Below are 15,673 nucleotides of genomic sequence, written 5' to 3'. Positions count from 1 at the left end.
GGCAGTGAGCATTAGCCGGTGTTACGCATACCCGCTGCAACGCCCGCAATTGTCACCATCAGTGCTTGTTCAACGCGTGGATCCGGATCTTTACCTTCCTCTTCCGCCAGACGCGAACGGTGCAGCAGCTCCGCCTGCAGGACGTTCAGTGGGTCGGTATAGATGTTACGCAACTGGATAGACTCGGCAATCCACGGCAGATCGGCCATCAGATGGGAGTCGTTGGCGATATCCAGCACCACTTTGATGTCGCCTTCCAGCAGTTCGCGCAGCTCTTTACCCAGCGCCCACAGCTCTGGTTTCACCAGGCGCTGATCGTAGTATTCCGCCAGCCACAGGTCAGCTTTCGAGAAGACCATCTCCAGCATACCCAGACGGGTAGAGAAGAATGGCCAGTCGCGGCACATGGTTTCCAGTTCGTTCTGTTTGCCATCTTCCACCACCTTCTGCAGCGCCGCACCGGCACCCAGCCAGGCTGGCAGCATCAGACGGTTCTGCGTCCAGGCGAAGATCCACGGGATTGCACGCAGAGACTCCACGCCGCCGGTCGGACGACGCTTGGCCGGACGTGAACCCAGCGGCAGTTTGCCCAGCTCCTGCTCTGGCGTAGCAGAGCGGAAGTAAGGTACGAAGTCTTTGTTTTCACGCACGTAGCCGCGGTACAGGTCGCACGAGATGTCAGACAGCTCATCCATAATGCGGCACCAGGATTCTTTCGGCTCCGGCGGTGGCAGCAGGTTTGCTTCGAGAATCGCACTGGTGTAGAGAGACAGGCTGCTGATGGTCACTTCCGGCAGGCCGTATTTGAAGCGGATCATCTCGCCCTGTTCGGTCACGCGCAGGCCGCCTTTCAGGCTTCCCGGCGGCTGAGAGAGCAGCGCCGCGTGCGCAGGCGCACCGCCACGGCCAATGGAGCCACCGCGACCGTGGAACAGCGTCAGCTCAATACCGGCTTTCTCGCAGGTTTTGATCAGCGCGTCCTGCGCCTGATACTGCGCCCAGGATGCCGCCATCACGCCCGCATCTTTTGCGGAGTCGGAATAGCCGATCATCACCATCTGTTTGCCCTGAATAAAGCCGCGATACCAGTCGATGTTCAGCAGCTGGGTCATTACATCATTGGCGTTGTTCAGGTCGTCGAGGGTTTCAAACAGCGGGGCGACCGGCAGGGCATAGTCGATACCGGCTTCTTTCAGCAGCAGGTGAACGGCCAGCACGTCGGACGGGGTTTTCGCCATCGAGATCACATAGGCGGCGACCGATCCTTTTGGCGCATCCACGATCGCTTTACAGGTGTTGAGCACTTCGCGGGTTTCGTTGCTTGGCTCCCAGTTGCGCGGCAGCAAAGGACGCTTGGAGTTCAGCTCGCGGATCAGGAAGGCCTGTTTGTCGGCTTCAGACCAGCTTTCGTAGTCGCCAATGCCAAGATAACGGGTCAGTTCGCCCAGCGCTTCGGTATGGCGGGTGCTCTCCTGACGCACGTCGATACGCACCAGCGGCACGCCAAAACACTTCACGCGGCGCAGGGTGTCGAGTAGTTCGCCATTGGCGATGATGCCCATCCCGCAGGCCTGTAGTGATTTATAGCAAGCGTATAGCGGTTCCCAGAGCTGTTCGTTCTGGCTCAGCAGACCTTCCGGCTTCGGCAGGCGCTGGCCTTTCAGGCGTGCTTCCAGCCAGGCCTGGGTCGCCATCAGCTGGCTGCGCAGTTTTTTCATCAGGAAACGATACGGCTCGCTGGCACCTTCTTCACCAGCCAGCGCGCGCAGTTCTGGCGTTGCTTCCACCATCGACAGCTCGGAGATCAGCACCTGAATGTCTTTCAGGAACAGATCGGTGGCTTTCCAGCGGCTCAGCAGCAGCACGTGGCGGGTGATTTCCGCCGTCACGTTCGGGTTACCGTCGCGGTCACCGCCCATCCAGGAGGTAAAGCGTACCGGGACAAAATCTACTGGCAGGCGATAGCCTAGGTTTGCTTCCAGCTGTTCGTTCAGCTCACGCAGGTAGTTCGGCACCCCTTCCCACAGGCTGTTTTCCACCACCGCAAAGCCCCATTTGGCCTCGTCTACCGGGCTTGGGCGATGCTTACGAATTTCATCGGTGTGCCAGGACTGCGCAATCAATTGGCGCAGACGGCGCATCAGCTGGTTACGTTCGTAGTCGGCAATGTCTTTGTTATCCAACTGTTTCAGACAGTTGTTCACTTCGACCATTTTGTGGATCAGGGTGCGACGGGTGATTTCGGTTGGGTGGGCAGTCAGCACCAGCTCCAGCGAAAGGGACTCCACCGCTTTTTTAATGGTGGCTTCGTTGAGGTTTGGCTGGTCTTTGAGTTTACGAAGCGTACGGGCAATGACTTCCGGGTTGCTGGCAGCTTCGCCGTTTGGCGAAATGCTATGGTATTGCTCAGCCGTGTTTGCCAGGTTCAGGAACTGGCTGAATGCGCGTGCAACGGGCAGCAGCTCATCGTTAGAGAGGTTCTGCAAGGTGGTGAGCAGCTCCTGACGACTCGCTTCGTTACCGGCACGGGAAGATTTAGACAGCTTGCGGATGGTTTCAACGCGGTCGAGGATGTTTTCCCCCAACGCATCTTTGATGGTATCTCCAAGCACTTTGCCGAGCATACTGACATTACTACGCAACGCGGAATATTGTTCGTTCATAAAAACCCAGTCACCCCATCATTTTTGTTTATGCCCATGCGAAAATCTTCTGGACATTATTTTGTCATCTCCCTTTATAAAGCCACGTAAAACCCCCGTCGTCAATTGCTGCGAAAACGGTTCAGCAAACGAATAAATGCGGGCAATTTACGAAATTTAATTCGCATTGCGTCAGATAAGAGATGCTTATGGGAATGTGACGGAGATCGCGGGATTTGTTGCCCTCACCCTAACCCTCTCCCACCGGGAGAGGGGACTAATCGGTGCGGTTTTAATGCCAGCAGAAGTGATGCACGACCTGGGTAATCAGTTCGCGGGTGGGCTTGATGAAGCGGGTTTCCAGGTATTCATCCGGCTGGTGCGCCTGGTTGATGGAGCCTGGGCCAAGTACCAGCGTAGGGCACAGCGTCTGAATAAACGGCGCTTCGGTGCAGTAGTTCACCACGTCGGTTTTCTCGCCGAGCAGTTTTTCCACCACTTCAACCAGCTGATGATCCGGTGGACATTCATAACCCGGGATCGGTGGATGCAGTTCAGACACCGTCAGGCGGCCAGGCCAGCGTTCACTTACCGGGGCCAGCGCTTCGGTCAGCAAGCCGTCGAGATCGCTCAGCGTCATGCCCGGCAGCGGACGGATATCCATGTGCAGCTCACAGCAGGCGCAGATACGGTTAGAGGCATCTCCACCGTGCAGGCTACCGAGGTTCAGCGTTGGATACGGCACGGTGAAGGCGTCGTAGTGATACCGCTCTTTCAGTTCGTCGCGCAGAGTCATGATGCGGCCGATGGCGTCGTGCATCAGTTCAATGGCGTTGACGCCACGCGCCGGATCGCTGGAGTGGCCGGACTGGCCCATCACGCGCACTGCCGTGGAGATATGGCCTTTATGCGCACGGATCGGTTGTAATGACGTTGGCTCACCGATGATGGCGCAATCCGGGCGAATCGATGTGTTTTCTGAGAAGTAACGCGCCCCCGCCATGCTGGTCTCTTCATCGGCGGTCGCCAGAATGTAGAGCGGCTTTTTCAGTTTTGTCACGTCCACGTCACGCAGCGCGTCAAGGATAAAGGCGAAGAAGCCTTTCATGTCGGCGGTGCCAAGGCCGTAAAGCTTGTTGTCATGTTCGGTCAGGGTAAACGGGTCGCGGGTCCAGCGGCCATCGTCAAAGGGCACCGTGTCGGTATGACCGGCCAGCAGCAGTCCGCCTGCGCCGTGTCCGGTACTGGCGAGCAGGTTAAATTTATGGCGTGTTCCAGGTACGGGCTGAACCTCAACGTTAAACCCAAGATCGCTAAACCAACCCGCCAGCAGATTGATTAAAGACTCATTGCTCTGATCCAGCGCTTCTTCGGTCGCGCTGATGGAGGGTGTGGCAATCAGGGCGCGGTAAATCTCGATAAATGGCGGTAAGTTCATTTTCATTGTTGACACACCTTAGGTCGTGATAGTATCAATATTCATGCAATAAATGTGAATAAAAATACATTAACGTTGAGCATAAAGGAACCCGATGTTGAATACGCTGATTGTAGGCGCTAGCGGTTATGCGGGCGCAGAGCTTGTAAGCTACGTGAATCGCCATCCTCATATGACCATAACCGCTTTGACCGTGTCAGCGCAAAGCAATGATGCAGGAAAGTTAATTTCCGATTTGCATCCGTGGCTTAAGGGCATTGTCGACTTGCCACTGCAGCCAATGTCTGACATCAGCGAGTTCACTGACGGCGTCGACGTGGTGTTTTTGGCCACCGCGCACGAGGTCAGTCACGACCTGGCGCCGCAATTCCTGGCGGCCGGTTGCGTGGTGTTCGACCTCTCCGGCGCGTTCCGTGTTAACGACGGCGCGTTCTACGAAAAATATTATGGCTTTACCCATCAGCACCCGGACCTGCTTGCAAAAGCCGTGTATGGGCTGGCGGAGTGGAGCGCAGACAAGCTGAAAGAAGCCGATCTGATTGCCGTGCCGGGCTGCTACCCGACGGCCGCACAGCTTTCTCTGAAGCCGCTGATCGACGCAGGCCTGCTGGATCTGAACCAGTGGCCGGTGATCAACGCCACCAGTGGTGTCAGCGGTGCCGGACGCAAGGCTGCTATTTCTAACAGCTTCTGTGAAGTCAGCCTGCAGCCGTATGGCGTGTTTAATCACCGCCATCATCCGGAAATCACTACCCATCTGGGGGCCAATGTCATCTTTACACCGCACCTGGGCAGCTTCCCGCGTGGGATCCTCGAAACCATTACCTGCCGCCTGAAACCGGGCGTGACCAAAGACCAGGTGAGCGAGGCCTTTACTCAAGCGTATGCGGATAAACCGCTGGTGCGTCTCTACGACAAAGGCGTGCCCGCGCTGAAAAACGTGGTTGGCCTGCCGTTCTGCGACATCGGCTATGCCGTGCAGGGCGAGCATCTGATCGTGGTGGCAGCAGAAGATAACTTACTCAAAGGCGCTGCCGCTCAGGCAATGCAGTGTGCAAATATTCGTTTCGGTTTCCCGGAAACGCAGGCTCTTATTTAAGGTGTGATGATGAACCCATTAATTATCAAACTCGGTGGTGTACTGCTGGACAGCGAAGAAGCGCTGGAGCGTCTGTTTACCGCGCTGGTTAACTATCGCGAATCGCACCAGCGTCCGCTGGTGATTGTGCACGGCGGCGGCTGCGTGGTGGATGAGCTGATGAAAGGGCTCAACCTGCCGGTGAAAAAGAAAAACGGCCTGCGCGTGACGCCTGCCGACCAGATTGACATCATCACCGGTGCGCTGGCAGGTACGGCAAATAAGACTCTGTTGTCCTGGGCGAAGAAACACCACATTGCCTCCGTTGGCCTCTATCTGGGCGACGGCGACAGCGTAAAAGTGACCCAGCTCGATGAAGAACTCGGCCACGTTGGACTGGCGCAGCCAGGTTCGCCTAAGCTGATTAACACGCTGCTGGAAGGCGGTTTCCTGCCGGTAGTGAGCTCTATCGGGGTGACCGAAGAGGGTGAGTTGATGAACGTGAATGCGGACCAGGCGGCAACGGCACTGGCGGCAACGCTGGGCGCGGACCTGATCCTGCTCTCCGATGTGAGCGGTATTCTGGACGGCAAAGGCCAGCGCATTGCGGAAATGACCGCGGCAAAAGCCGAACAGCTGATCGCCCAGGGCATTATTACCGACGGGATGATCGTCAAAGTGAATGCCGCGCTGGATGCCGCCCGTACGCTCGGGCGCCCGGTGGATATCGCCTCCTGGCGTCACGCGGAGCAGCTTCCGGCGCTGTTTAACGGCACGCCAATTGGCACGCGTATTTTAGCGTAAGTTATTAATGAATGACCGTAGGCCGGGTAAGCGCAGCGCCATCCGGCGGAACTAACGAATAAAGGAACGATGTTATGGCACTTTGGGGTGGGCGTTTTACACAGGCAGCGGATCAACGGTTCAAACAGTTCAACGACTCTTTGCGCTTCGACTACCGCCTGGCCGAACAGGATATCGTCGGCTCTGTGGCCTGGTCCAAAGCGCTGGTGACGGTGGGCGTGCTGACCGCAGAGGAGCAGCAGCAGCTGGAAGAGGCGCTCAATAATCTGCTGGAAGAAGTGCGTCTGGATCCGCAGCAAATTCTGCAAAGCGATGCCGAAGATATTCACAGCTGGGTAGAAGGCAAACTGATCGACAAAGTTGGCCAGCTGGGTAAAAAGCTGCACACCGGCCGTAGCCGTAACGACCAGGTCGCGACCGATCTGAAGCTGTGGTGTAAAGATACCGTCGCGGAGCTGCTGGTGGCTAACCGTCAGCTGCAGAGCGCGCTGGTGGAAACGGCACAGAACAACCAGGACGCGGTGATGCCGGGTTATACCCATTTGCAGCGTGCGCAGCCGGTGACCTTTGCGCACTGGTGTCTGGCCTATGTCGAGATGCTGGCGCGTGACGAAAGCCGTCTGCAGGATACCCTGAAGCGCCTGGACGTCAGCCCGCTGGGCAGCGGTGCACTGGCGGGTACGGCATATGAAATTGACCGCGAGCAGCTGGCAGGCTGGCTGGGCTTTGCGTCTGCCACCCGTAACAGTCTGGACAGCGTCTCTGACCGTGACCACGTGCTGGAACTGCTGTCGAATGCTTCTATCGGGATGGTCCACCTGTCACGCTTTGCCGAAGACCTGATCTTCTTTAACTCTGGCGAAGCCGGATTTGTGGAGTTGTCTGACCGTGTGACGTCCGGCTCTTCCCTGATGCCGCAGAAGAAAAACCCGGATGCGCTGGAGCTGATCCGCGGGAAGTGTGGCCGCGTACAGGGCGCACTGACCGGCATGATGATGACCCTGAAAGGGCTGCCGCTGGCGTACAACAAAGATATGCAGGAAGACAAAGAAGGGCTGTTCGACGCGCTCGACACCTGGCTGGACTGCCTGCATATGGGCGCGCTGGTGCTGGACGGCATTCAGGTGAAACGTCCTCGTTGCCAGGAAGCGGCGCAGCAGGGTTATGCAAACGCGACCGAACTGGCGGATTACCTGGTAGCGAAAGGCGTACCGTTCCGTGAAGCGCACCACATTGTGGGCGAAGCGGTAGTGGAAGCGATTCGTCAGGGGAAACCGCTGGAAGAGCTGGCGCTTGCCGACCTGCAGAAATTCAGTGCGGTTATCGGGGAGGATGTGTACCTGATTCTGTCGTTGCAGTCATGCCTGGATAAGCGTGCGGCGAAAGGCGGTGTGTCGCCGAAGCAGGTGGCGCAGGCGATTGCGGACGCGAAAAACCGGTTGGTTTGATTTGTGCGGGCTGGTGCCCTCACCCCGGCCCTCTCCCACAGGGAGAGGGAGCAAACCCTAAAAATGGCAACTTCGGTTGCCATTTTGCTTTTACCCCCGGGCTTTTTTACGCAAAAAAAAGCGGACCACGGGGTCCGCAAAAGTTCACGTTGGCTTTAGTTGTTCGAGTTTTGAGAGAAACTCGCTGACGGTGCGGGGACGTCAAGGGTCAAACACGTGCCGCCTCGTCTATGTGGTGTATTATTCAACAGAATGCTTGATAGGGATAATCGTTCGTTGCTATGCTATCTATCGCCATGAACTATCGTGGCGACGGAGGATGAATAATGAATATTCGTGATCTTGAATACCTGGTAGCGTTAGCCGAGCATCGCCACTTTCGCCGTGCGGCAGATTCCTGCCACGTCAGCCAGCCTACGCTGAGCGGTCAGATCCGCAAGCTGGAAGATGAGCTGGGCGTGATGCTGCTGGAGCGCACCAGTCGTAAAGTGCTGTTCACTCAGGCGGGTTTGCTGCTGGTAGATCAGGCGCGCACCGTGCTGCGCGAGGTCAAAGTGCTCAAGGAAATGGCAAGTCAGCAAGGGGAGACCATGTCCGGCCCGCTGCATATTGGCCTGATCCCAACCGTTGGTCCGTACCTTCTGCCGCACATCATTCCGATGCTGCACCAGACGTTCCCGAAACTCGAAATGTATCTGCATGAAGCGCAAACCCATCAGCTGCTGGCACAGTTAGATAGCGGCAAGCTCGACTGCGCCATTCTGGCGCTGGTAAAAGAGAGCGAAGCCTTTATCGAAGTGCCGCTGTTTGACGAGCCGATGATGCTGGCGATCTACGAAGATCACCCGTGGGCGAACCGCGATCGCGTGCCGATGGCCGATCTGGCCGGTGAAAAGCTGCTGATGCTGGAAGATGGCCACTGCCTGCGCGATCAGGCGATGGGCTTCTGTTTTGAAGCGGGAGCGGATGAAGATACCCATTTCCGCGCAACCAGCCTGGAAACGCTGCGTAATATGGTGGCGGCGGGAAGTGGTATTACGTTGCTGCCTGCGCTGGCCGTGCCGCGCGAGCGTAAACGCGACGGTGTGGTTTACCTGCCGTGCATTAAACCAGAGCCACGTCGTACTATAGGTCTGGTTTATCGTCCGGGGTCACCGCTGCGCAGCCGCTATGAGCAGCTGGCAGAGGCCATCCGTGGTGCGATGGATGGCCATTTTGACAACGCGTTAAAACAGGCGGTTTAAACCGTTCAGCGCGGCAACCCGATAGGCTTCCGCCATGGTCGGGTAGTTAAAGGTGGTGTTAACGAAGTACTCAATGGTGTTACCGCCACCTTTTTGCTCCATTATCGCCTGGCCGATATGAATGATTTCCGCCGCGCGTTCACCAAAGCAGTGAATACCGAGGATCTCTTTCGTCTCGCGATGGAACAGGATCTTCAGCGTTCCCACGCTCATGCCAACAATTTGTGCCCGTGCCAGATGTTTAAACTGGGCGCGACCCACCTCGTAAGGCACCTTCATGGAGGTCAGCTGCTGCTCGGTTTTCCCCACGGAGCTGATTTCCGGAATGGTGTAAATCCCCGTTGGAATGTCTTCGATCAGATGCGCCGTCGCTTCGCCTTTTACCAGCGCCTGCGCCGCAATGCGTCCCTGGTCATAGGCCGCGGAAGCGAGGCTCGGATAACCAATCACGTCACCGACCGCGTAAACGTGCGGCAGGGCAGTCTGGTACATGCTGTTAACCTTCAACTGACCACGGCTGTCCGTCTCCAGACCGATGTTTTCCAGCGCCAGTGAATCGGTGTTACCGGTACGGCCGTTGGCATACAGCAGGCAGTCGGCTTTCAGCTTTTTGCCAGACTTCAGATGCATGATCACGCCGTCGTCGCAGCCTTCGATCTTCTCGTACTCTTCGTTGTGGCGAATCACCACACCGCTGTTCCAGAAGTGGTAGGAGAGCGAGTCTGACATCTCCTGATCCAGGAAAGCCAGCAGGCGGTCGCGGGTGTTAATCAGATCAACTTTGACATCCATTCCGCGGAAGATAGACGCATATTCACACCCGATCACCCCCGCGCCATAGATAATCACATGGCGTGGTTCATGGTGCAGGCTGAGGATGGAATCGCTGTCGTAAATGCGTGGGTGTGAGAAATCCACGTCTGCCGGATGATACGGGCGGGAACCACAGGCGATAACAAATTTTTCAGCGGTGAGGGTTTCAACCGAACCGTCGTGACACTCCAGCGCCAGCGTATGTTCATCCACAAAATGCGCGTTACCCTGAAGTATTTCGCAGTGATTACGCTCGTAAAAACCCTGACGCATGCGTGTCTGCTGGTTAATAACGGTATCTGCGTGATTCAGGATATCGGCAAAAGAGGAACGAAGAAGTCGGGAGTGGTCGCTGTAAAGAGGGTTCTGGTTAAATTCAATAATGCGGCTAACGGCGTGGCGGAGGGCTTTGGAAGGGATGGTGCCCCAGTGGGTGCAACCGCCGCCAACATTATGGTAGCGCTCAATGACCGCTACTCTGGCTCCCTGTTTTACCAGACCCATAGCAGCGCCTTCGCCGCCGGGGCCGGAACCAATAACTATTGCGTCGTAATCGTAGGAATGTGGCATGGCAAGGCTTACCTGTTCTTATACATAAAAGCAACAGAATCATAACATCATTGCCAGGGTAACCCAATTATCGTTGTGCTTTTTTCCGGCAGTGGAGCACAAAGCGCGCGTAAACAATCATTCACAAAGCCAGGTAAACAGATTAATTTTATTCTCTGGTATAGTGCCATCAGACCTTTGGAAGGATTCAACTATCGTGATGGGCGTAAGAGCACAACAAAAAGAGAAAACCCGGCGTTCGCTGGTGGAAGCTGCATTCAGTCAACTGAGTGCTGAGCGGAGTTTTGCCAGTTTGAGCCTGCGTGAAGTCGCACGCGAGGCCGGGATTGCGCCAACGTCCTTCTATCGCCATTTCCGTGATGTGGATGAACTGGGTCTGACCATGGTCGACGAGAGTGGGCTCATGCTGCGCCAGCTGATGCGCCAGGCGCGGCAGCGTATCGCGAAAGGCGGTAGCGTTATCCGTACCTCCGTGTCGACCTTTATGGAATTTATCGGCAATAACCCCAACGCGTTTCGCCTGTTGCTGCGCGAGCGTTCAGGAACGTCAGCGGCATTTCGTGCCGCTGTCGCGCGTGAAATTCAGCATTTCATTGCGGAACTTGCCGACTATCTTGAACTCGAAAACCATATGCCGCGTGCGTTCACCGAAGCACAGGCTGAAGCGATGGTGACGATTGTTTTCAGTGCAGGTGCCGAAGCGCTGGATGTCAGCATTGAACAACGTAAGCAACTCGAAGAGCGACTGGTATTGCAGCTCAGGATGATCTCCAAAGGTGCGTACTACTGGTATCGCCGTGAACAAGAGAAACTGGCACATCAAACCGAAGAGTGAAGGTGAGTAATGAAACAGTCAGGTCAGGATAAAGGGACGCTGTTGCTGGCATTGATCGCTGGCTTATCCATTAATGGTACGTTTGCCGCAATTTTTAGCTCCATCGTACCCTTCTCGATTTTCCCGCTTATCGCCCTGGTGCTGACGGTTTACTGCCTGCACCAGCGTTATCTGAACCGCACCATGCCGGTGGGGTTACCGGGCCTGGCCGCAGCCTGCTTTATTCTGGGTGTGTTGCTGTACAGCACGGTGGTGCGCGCAGAGTACCCGGATATCGGCTCTAACTTCTTCCCTGCTGTTCTGTCTGTGGCGCTGGTGTTCTGGATTGGCTCTCGCATGCGCAGCCGCAAGAGCCAGTTGCCAGAGTAAGGAATTATTTGTAGGGCAGGTAAGCGAAGCGCCACCTGCCAAAAACGCCGGATGGCGCTACGCTTATCCGGCCTACAGATCACCGTGCGGTAAGTAAAACACCGCACTCCATATGGTGCGTATACGGGAACTGATCGAACAGCGCCAGACGTTCAACCTTGTGCGTCTGGCTTAATGTTTCCAGGTTTTTGCACAGCGTTTCCGGGTTACAGGAAATGTACAAAATACGCGGGTATGCCTGCACCATCTTCTCGGTTTCGCTGTCCAGGCCACTGCGCGGCGGATCGACAAAAATCGTCTCGCACTGATAGCCCTTCAGATCGATCCCCTCAAGACGGTTAAATTCGCGCACGCCGTTCATGGCCTGCGTAAACTCTTCTGCTGCCATACGAATAATCTGCACGTTGTCGATATGGTTGGCGGCAATGTTGTACTGCGCGGCCGCAACGGACGGTTTGGCAATTTCCGTTGCCAGTACGCGCTCGAAATTGCGCGCCAGTGCCAGCGAGAAGTTGCCATTCCCACAGTACAGCTCAAGCAGATCGCCCTTTGACCCTTCGGTCGCTTTCAGCGCCCACTCCAGCATTTGCACGTTCATCGCCGCGTTAGGTTGGGTGAAGCTGTTCTCTACCTGACGGTAAACCATCTCTTTTCCTGCCACCGACAGGCGCTCATCGATGTAATCCTGATCCAGCATGATTTTGGTTTTTGTCGCGCGGCCAATCAGGTGAACGTTGATGTTTTGCGCCCGCAGCGCATCGCGCAGCGCTTCTGCCTGCTCGCGCCACTCGTCGTTAAGCGCCTTGTGGTACAGCAGAGAGACAATGGCCTGATTGCTTTGGGTGGTCAGGTAGTCAATCTGGAACAGCTTATGGCGCAGCACCGGGTTGTTGCGCACACCGTCAATCATCAGAGTCATGAGCTGGTTAATCAGCTCACTCGCCGCCGGGAAGCTGTTAACCCGGATACGGGATTTAGTCTGCTGATCGAAAATGATGTGATACAGGTCGTCGCCATCGTGCCAGATGCGGAACTCGGCGCGCATACGGTAGTGGCTGACGGGGGAACGGAACACCTCAGGAACGGGCGCGTTGAAAGGCGTCATCATACTTTGCAGGCGGACAACTTTCTCTGCCAGCTGTGCGTCGTACTGTTCTGTCGGGAGGTGTTCGGGGGTCATGATGCGTCCTGAGTGATAAAGAATTACGCGGGGATTGTAGGGATTGTGCAGTGGATGTCCAGATTTAATGGCTAATAGCTATCTGGACATCTATACGTGTCTAATTGTAGCATTCTGTTTCCGGTCTCCTGAGAGTGAAAAGGGAATCCAGTGTAAATCTGGAGCTGACGCGCAGCGGTAAAGACTGGCGGGATGAGAGTTGCAGACACTGTGAAAATGGGAAGTCTTCATCCACAAAACGCCACCCAGCCCGAAGACCTGCCGGGATCACGTCGCATTTGGTTTCATCATCGCGTGCTATAGATGAGGCCTGCGGCATCCTTCTTATATTGTGGATGCTTTAACAATGATTAAAAAAGTATCGCTGTTAACGGCGTTGTCCGTTACGGCATTTTCGGGCTGGGCGCAGGATAGCGCTGACTCGTTGGTGGTGACAGCAAATCGTTTTGAACAACCGGCAAAAACAGTTCTGGCACCGACGTCCGTGGTGACGCGTGAAGATATTGAGCGCTGGCAGGCAAAGAGCGTTGTGGAGATTATGTCACGTCTGCCGGGCGTAGATATCGCGCAAAGCGGTGGCCTGGGGGCCACCTCTTCTACCTTTATTCGCGGCACTGAATCCCGTCATGTTCTGGTCCTGATTGACGGTGTACCGTTGAACAGCGCCGGGATTAGCAATGTTCCCGATCTGAGCCAAATCCCAACCTCGCTGATTCAGCGAATCGAATACGTCCGTGGCCCGCGTTCTGCGCTGTATGGCTCCGACGCGATTGGCGGCGTGATTAACATCATCACCGGGCGTGATAAGCCGGGTGCGGAAATCTCAGCGGGCGTCGGCTCTAAAGGCTACCAGACCTATGATGGCACTTTCCAGCAGGTGCTGAATAAAACCAAAATCACTATGGCGGGTAACTACACCTATACCCGCGGCTTTGATATTGCTGCCCAGGATGCGCCGCGCCAGCCTGACCGCGATGGTTTTATGAGTAAATCGCTGTACGGCTCCGTGGAACAGCAAATTACCGACAGCGTGAGCGGGTTCTTCCGTGGCTTTGGTTATGACAACCGCACCGCGTATGACGGTTACGATCATTACGACGCCAATTTTATGGTGGATGGACGACCTGATACTCGCCAGCTTTACAGCCAGAACTGGGATACCGGTTTGCGTTACAGCCAGGGGATTTTCCAGTCACAGCTGGTGGCGGGTTACGGCCGCAGTAAAGATCAGAACTATGATCCGAAGAAAGGGCGCTACGCTGATTCCGCAACCATGGATGACGTGAAGCAGTACACCACCCAATGGCTCAACACTATAGAAGTTGGCCATGGCAATATCGGCGCAGGCCTGGACTGGCAAAAGCAGAAGACGCAGGCCGGGACCGGTTACCTGGAAAAAGGTTACGAGCAACATAATACCGGCGTGTTCGCGTCTGCGATGCAGCAGTTCAACAGCGTGACGCTGGAAGCGGCGGCGCGTAATGACGACAACTCCAACTTTGGCAACCATGGCACGTGGCAAACCAGCGCAGCGTGGGAGTTTGTGGATGGTTATCGCGTGATTGCCTCCTACGGCACCGCTTTTAAAGCACCGACGATGAGCCAGATCCACAGCGCTTCTTACGGCAATCCGAACCTTAAACCGGAGGAGAGTAAACAGTGGGAAGGGGGCTTTGAAGGCCTGACGGGACCGGTCAACTGGCGTATCACCGGTTATCGTAATGATATTGATAACCTGATCAGCAGCGATCCGCATACGTATCGGTACTACAACGTTGACGAAGCGCGTATTAAAGGTGTGGAAGCGACGGCACAGTTCGAAACTGGACCGGTTGGACACCAGATCTCCTATGATTATGTTGACCCGCGTAACGCCAAAACTCATGAAGTGCTGGCCCGCCGTTCTAAGCAGCAGGTTAAGTATCAACTTGACTGGCAGGTATGGGATCTCGACTGGAACCTCGCTTACCGTTACCTCGGCACCCGCTATGATGTCGCGATCGATCCAGATACGTATACGTCAGAACGCGTGAAAATGGGCGGGGTGAGCCTGTGGGATGTCGCAGTTTCATATCCTGTCACCTCTCACCTTACAGTTCGTGGTAAAATAGCCAACCTGTTCGATAAAGATTACGAGACAGTTTATGGCTACCAAACTGCAGGACGGGAATACACCTTGTCTGGCAGCTACACCTTCTAATCCGCGTCCCACCGTGCTGGTATTTGATTCCGGCGTCGGTGGGCTTTCGGTCTATGATGAGATTCGGCATCTCCTGCCGGATCTCCATTATATCTACGCCTTCGATAACGTCGCTTTCCCTTATGGGGAGAAGAGCGAGGACTTTATTGTTGAGCGTGTCGTTGAAATCGTCACCGCGGTACAGCAGCGTTATCCTCTGGCGCTGGCAGTCATCGCCTGTAATACGGCAAGCACGGTATCGCTGCCAGCCTTGCGCGCAAAATTTCAGTTCCCGGTTGTGGGCGTGGTTCCCGCAATAAAGCCTGCTGCGCGCCTGACTGCGAATGGTATTGTGGGTCTGCTGGCTACGCGCGGCACGGTGAAGCGTCCTTATACGCGTGAATTGATCGATCGTTTTGCCAATGAATGCCAGATCGCGATGCTCGGTTCGGCAGAGCTGGTGGAGATGGCTGAAGCGAAGCTGCATGGCAAGACGGTGCCACTTGAGGAGCTGCGTCGTATTCTTCGCCCGTGGCTGCGTATGCCGGAACCGCCGGATACCGTCGTATTGGGCTGCACTCATTTCCCGCTCTTACAGGAAGAATTGTTAGAAGTACTGCCGGAGGGGACGCGTCTGGTGGATTCCGGTGCGGCTATTGCCCGTCGTACTGCCTGGCTGCTGGAACATGAAGCGCCGGATGCCAAATCTGCCGATGCGAATATCGCGTTTTGTATGGCACTAACAAACGAGACTGAACAACTTTTACCCGTTTTGCGCCGTTATGGGTTTGAAACGCTCGAAAAACTCGCGCTGTAGCACGGTTTTGAGCAAAAAAGAGACGGTTGAACGTTTTTTTTTAAAGAGGGGTTGTCAACGTCTGAGAACTCCCTATAATGCGCCTCCACTGACACGGAACAACGGCTTGCAAGCCGCCGGGTTAGCGGGGTTCAGAGATGAATGCCGACAGAGAAAAGTGAAAATAATCACTTGACTCTGAATGAGGAAAACGTATTATACGGGACCTCGCAACGGTGAGCGAAAGCCGCGTTGCACTGCTCTTTAACAATTTATC

General features: G+C 55.5%; 12 protein-coding genes and 1 riboswitch. Of the genes, 8 read left to right on the top strand and 4 right to left on the bottom strand.

Annotated elements, in window-relative coordinates; all coding sequences use genetic code 11:
• Positions 1–11: 11 nt before the first annotated feature.
• Complete coding sequence (ppc, locus tag AK59_RS0112285) at positions 12–2,663, bottom strand: phosphoenolpyruvate carboxylase (RefSeq protein ID WP_013099302.1); 2,652 nt, start codon at positions 2,661–2,663, stop codon at positions 12–14.
• A 271-nt stretch (positions 2,664–2,934) separates the two neighbouring features.
• On the bottom strand, positions 2,935–4,086 hold the full coding sequence (gene argE / locus AK59_RS0112280; protein WP_013099301.1) for an acetylornithine deacetylase: 1,152 nt from the start codon (positions 4,084–4,086) through the stop codon (positions 2,935–2,937).
• A gap of 88 nt (positions 4,087–4,174) precedes the next feature.
• On the opposite strand from argE, the gene argC reads away from it, so the two are divergent.
• The 4 genes from argC (at position 4,175) to oxyR (ending at position 8,654) form a co-directional block, all read left to right on the top strand.
• Entirely contained in the window at positions 4,175–5,179 is a 1,005-nt protein-coding gene (gene argC, locus AK59_RS0112275) for an N-acetyl-gamma-glutamyl-phosphate reductase (protein ID WP_029882883.1), read from the top strand.
• A gap of 6 nt (positions 5,180–5,185) precedes the next feature.
• Positions 5,186–5,962 carry an acetylglutamate kinase gene (gene argB / locus AK59_RS0112270; protein ID WP_020686923.1) on the top strand — a complete coding sequence of 259 codons (777 nt, stop codon included), beginning with the start codon at positions 5,186–5,188 and terminating at the stop codon, positions 5,960–5,962.
• 74 nt (positions 5,963–6,036) lie between these two features.
• Complete coding sequence (argH, locus tag AK59_RS0112265) at positions 6,037–7,410, top strand: argininosuccinate lyase (protein ID WP_029882882.1); 1,374 nt, start codon at positions 6,037–6,039, stop codon at positions 7,408–7,410.
• A gap of 326 nt (positions 7,411–7,736) precedes the next feature.
• Positions 7,737–8,654 (top strand): DNA-binding transcriptional regulator OxyR, encoded by a 918-nt coding sequence (gene oxyR, locus AK59_RS0112260; RefSeq protein ID WP_014833742.1) that lies wholly within the window; start codon positions 7,737–7,739, stop codon positions 8,652–8,654.
• Here oxyR and sthA read toward each other — a convergent pair.
• Positions 8,637–10,037 (bottom strand): Si-specific NAD(P)(+) transhydrogenase, encoded by a 1,401-nt coding sequence (gene sthA, locus AK59_RS0112255; protein ID WP_014833741.1) that lies wholly within the window; start codon positions 10,035–10,037, stop codon positions 8,637–8,639. The genes oxyR and sthA overlap by 18 nt on opposite strands.
• A gap of 196 nt (positions 10,038–10,233) precedes the next feature.
• Between sthA and fabR the strand changes: the two genes are divergently transcribed.
• Positions 10,234–10,872 carry an HTH-type transcriptional repressor FabR gene (fabR, locus tag AK59_RS0112250; RefSeq protein WP_008501784.1) on the top strand — a complete coding sequence of 213 codons (639 nt, stop codon included), beginning with the start codon at positions 10,234–10,236 and terminating at the stop codon, positions 10,870–10,872.
• A gap of 9 nt (positions 10,873–10,881) precedes the next feature.
• The gene (locus AK59_RS0112245; protein ID WP_008501783.1) at positions 10,882–11,241 is read left to right on the top strand and encodes a YijD family membrane protein; all 360 of its coding nucleotides are present in this window, start codon (positions 10,882–10,884) and stop codon (positions 11,239–11,241) included.
• Between the two features lie 79 nt (positions 11,242–11,320).
• Here AK59_RS0112245 and trmA read toward each other — a convergent pair whose 3' ends face one another.
• Positions 11,321–12,421 carry a tRNA (uridine(54)-C5)-methyltransferase TrmA gene (trmA, locus tag AK59_RS0112240; RefSeq protein WP_013099295.1) on the bottom strand — a complete coding sequence of 367 codons (1,101 nt, stop codon included), beginning with the start codon at positions 12,419–12,421 and terminating at the stop codon, positions 11,321–11,323.
• A 104-nt stretch (positions 12,422–12,525) separates the two neighbouring features.
• Positions 12,526–12,701, top strand: a riboswitch (cobalamin riboswitch).
• 66 nt (positions 12,702–12,767) lie between these two features.
• On the opposite strand from trmA, the gene btuB reads away from it, so the two are divergent.
• Both btuB and murI read left to right on the top strand, forming a co-directional pair.
• On the top strand, positions 12,768–14,621 hold the full coding sequence (gene btuB / locus AK59_RS0112235; protein WP_029882881.1) for a TonB-dependent vitamin B12 receptor BtuB: 1,854 nt from the start codon (positions 12,768–12,770) through the stop codon (positions 14,619–14,621).
• Positions 14,566–15,417: a glutamate racemase gene (gene murI / locus AK59_RS0112230; RefSeq protein WP_032618543.1), complete on the top strand. Its 852-nt coding sequence runs from the start codon at positions 14,566–14,568 to the stop codon at positions 15,415–15,417. The genes btuB and murI overlap by 56 nt, the downstream gene beginning before the upstream one ends.
• Positions 15,418–15,673 lie beyond the last annotated feature (256 nt).

This window comes from Enterobacter sp. T1-1 (assembly GCF_000710795.1).
GTDB lineage: Bacteria > Pseudomonadota > Gammaproteobacteria > Enterobacterales > Enterobacteriaceae > Enterobacter > Enterobacter cloacae.
This window is presented reverse-complemented; position numbering and strand designations above follow the sequence as displayed.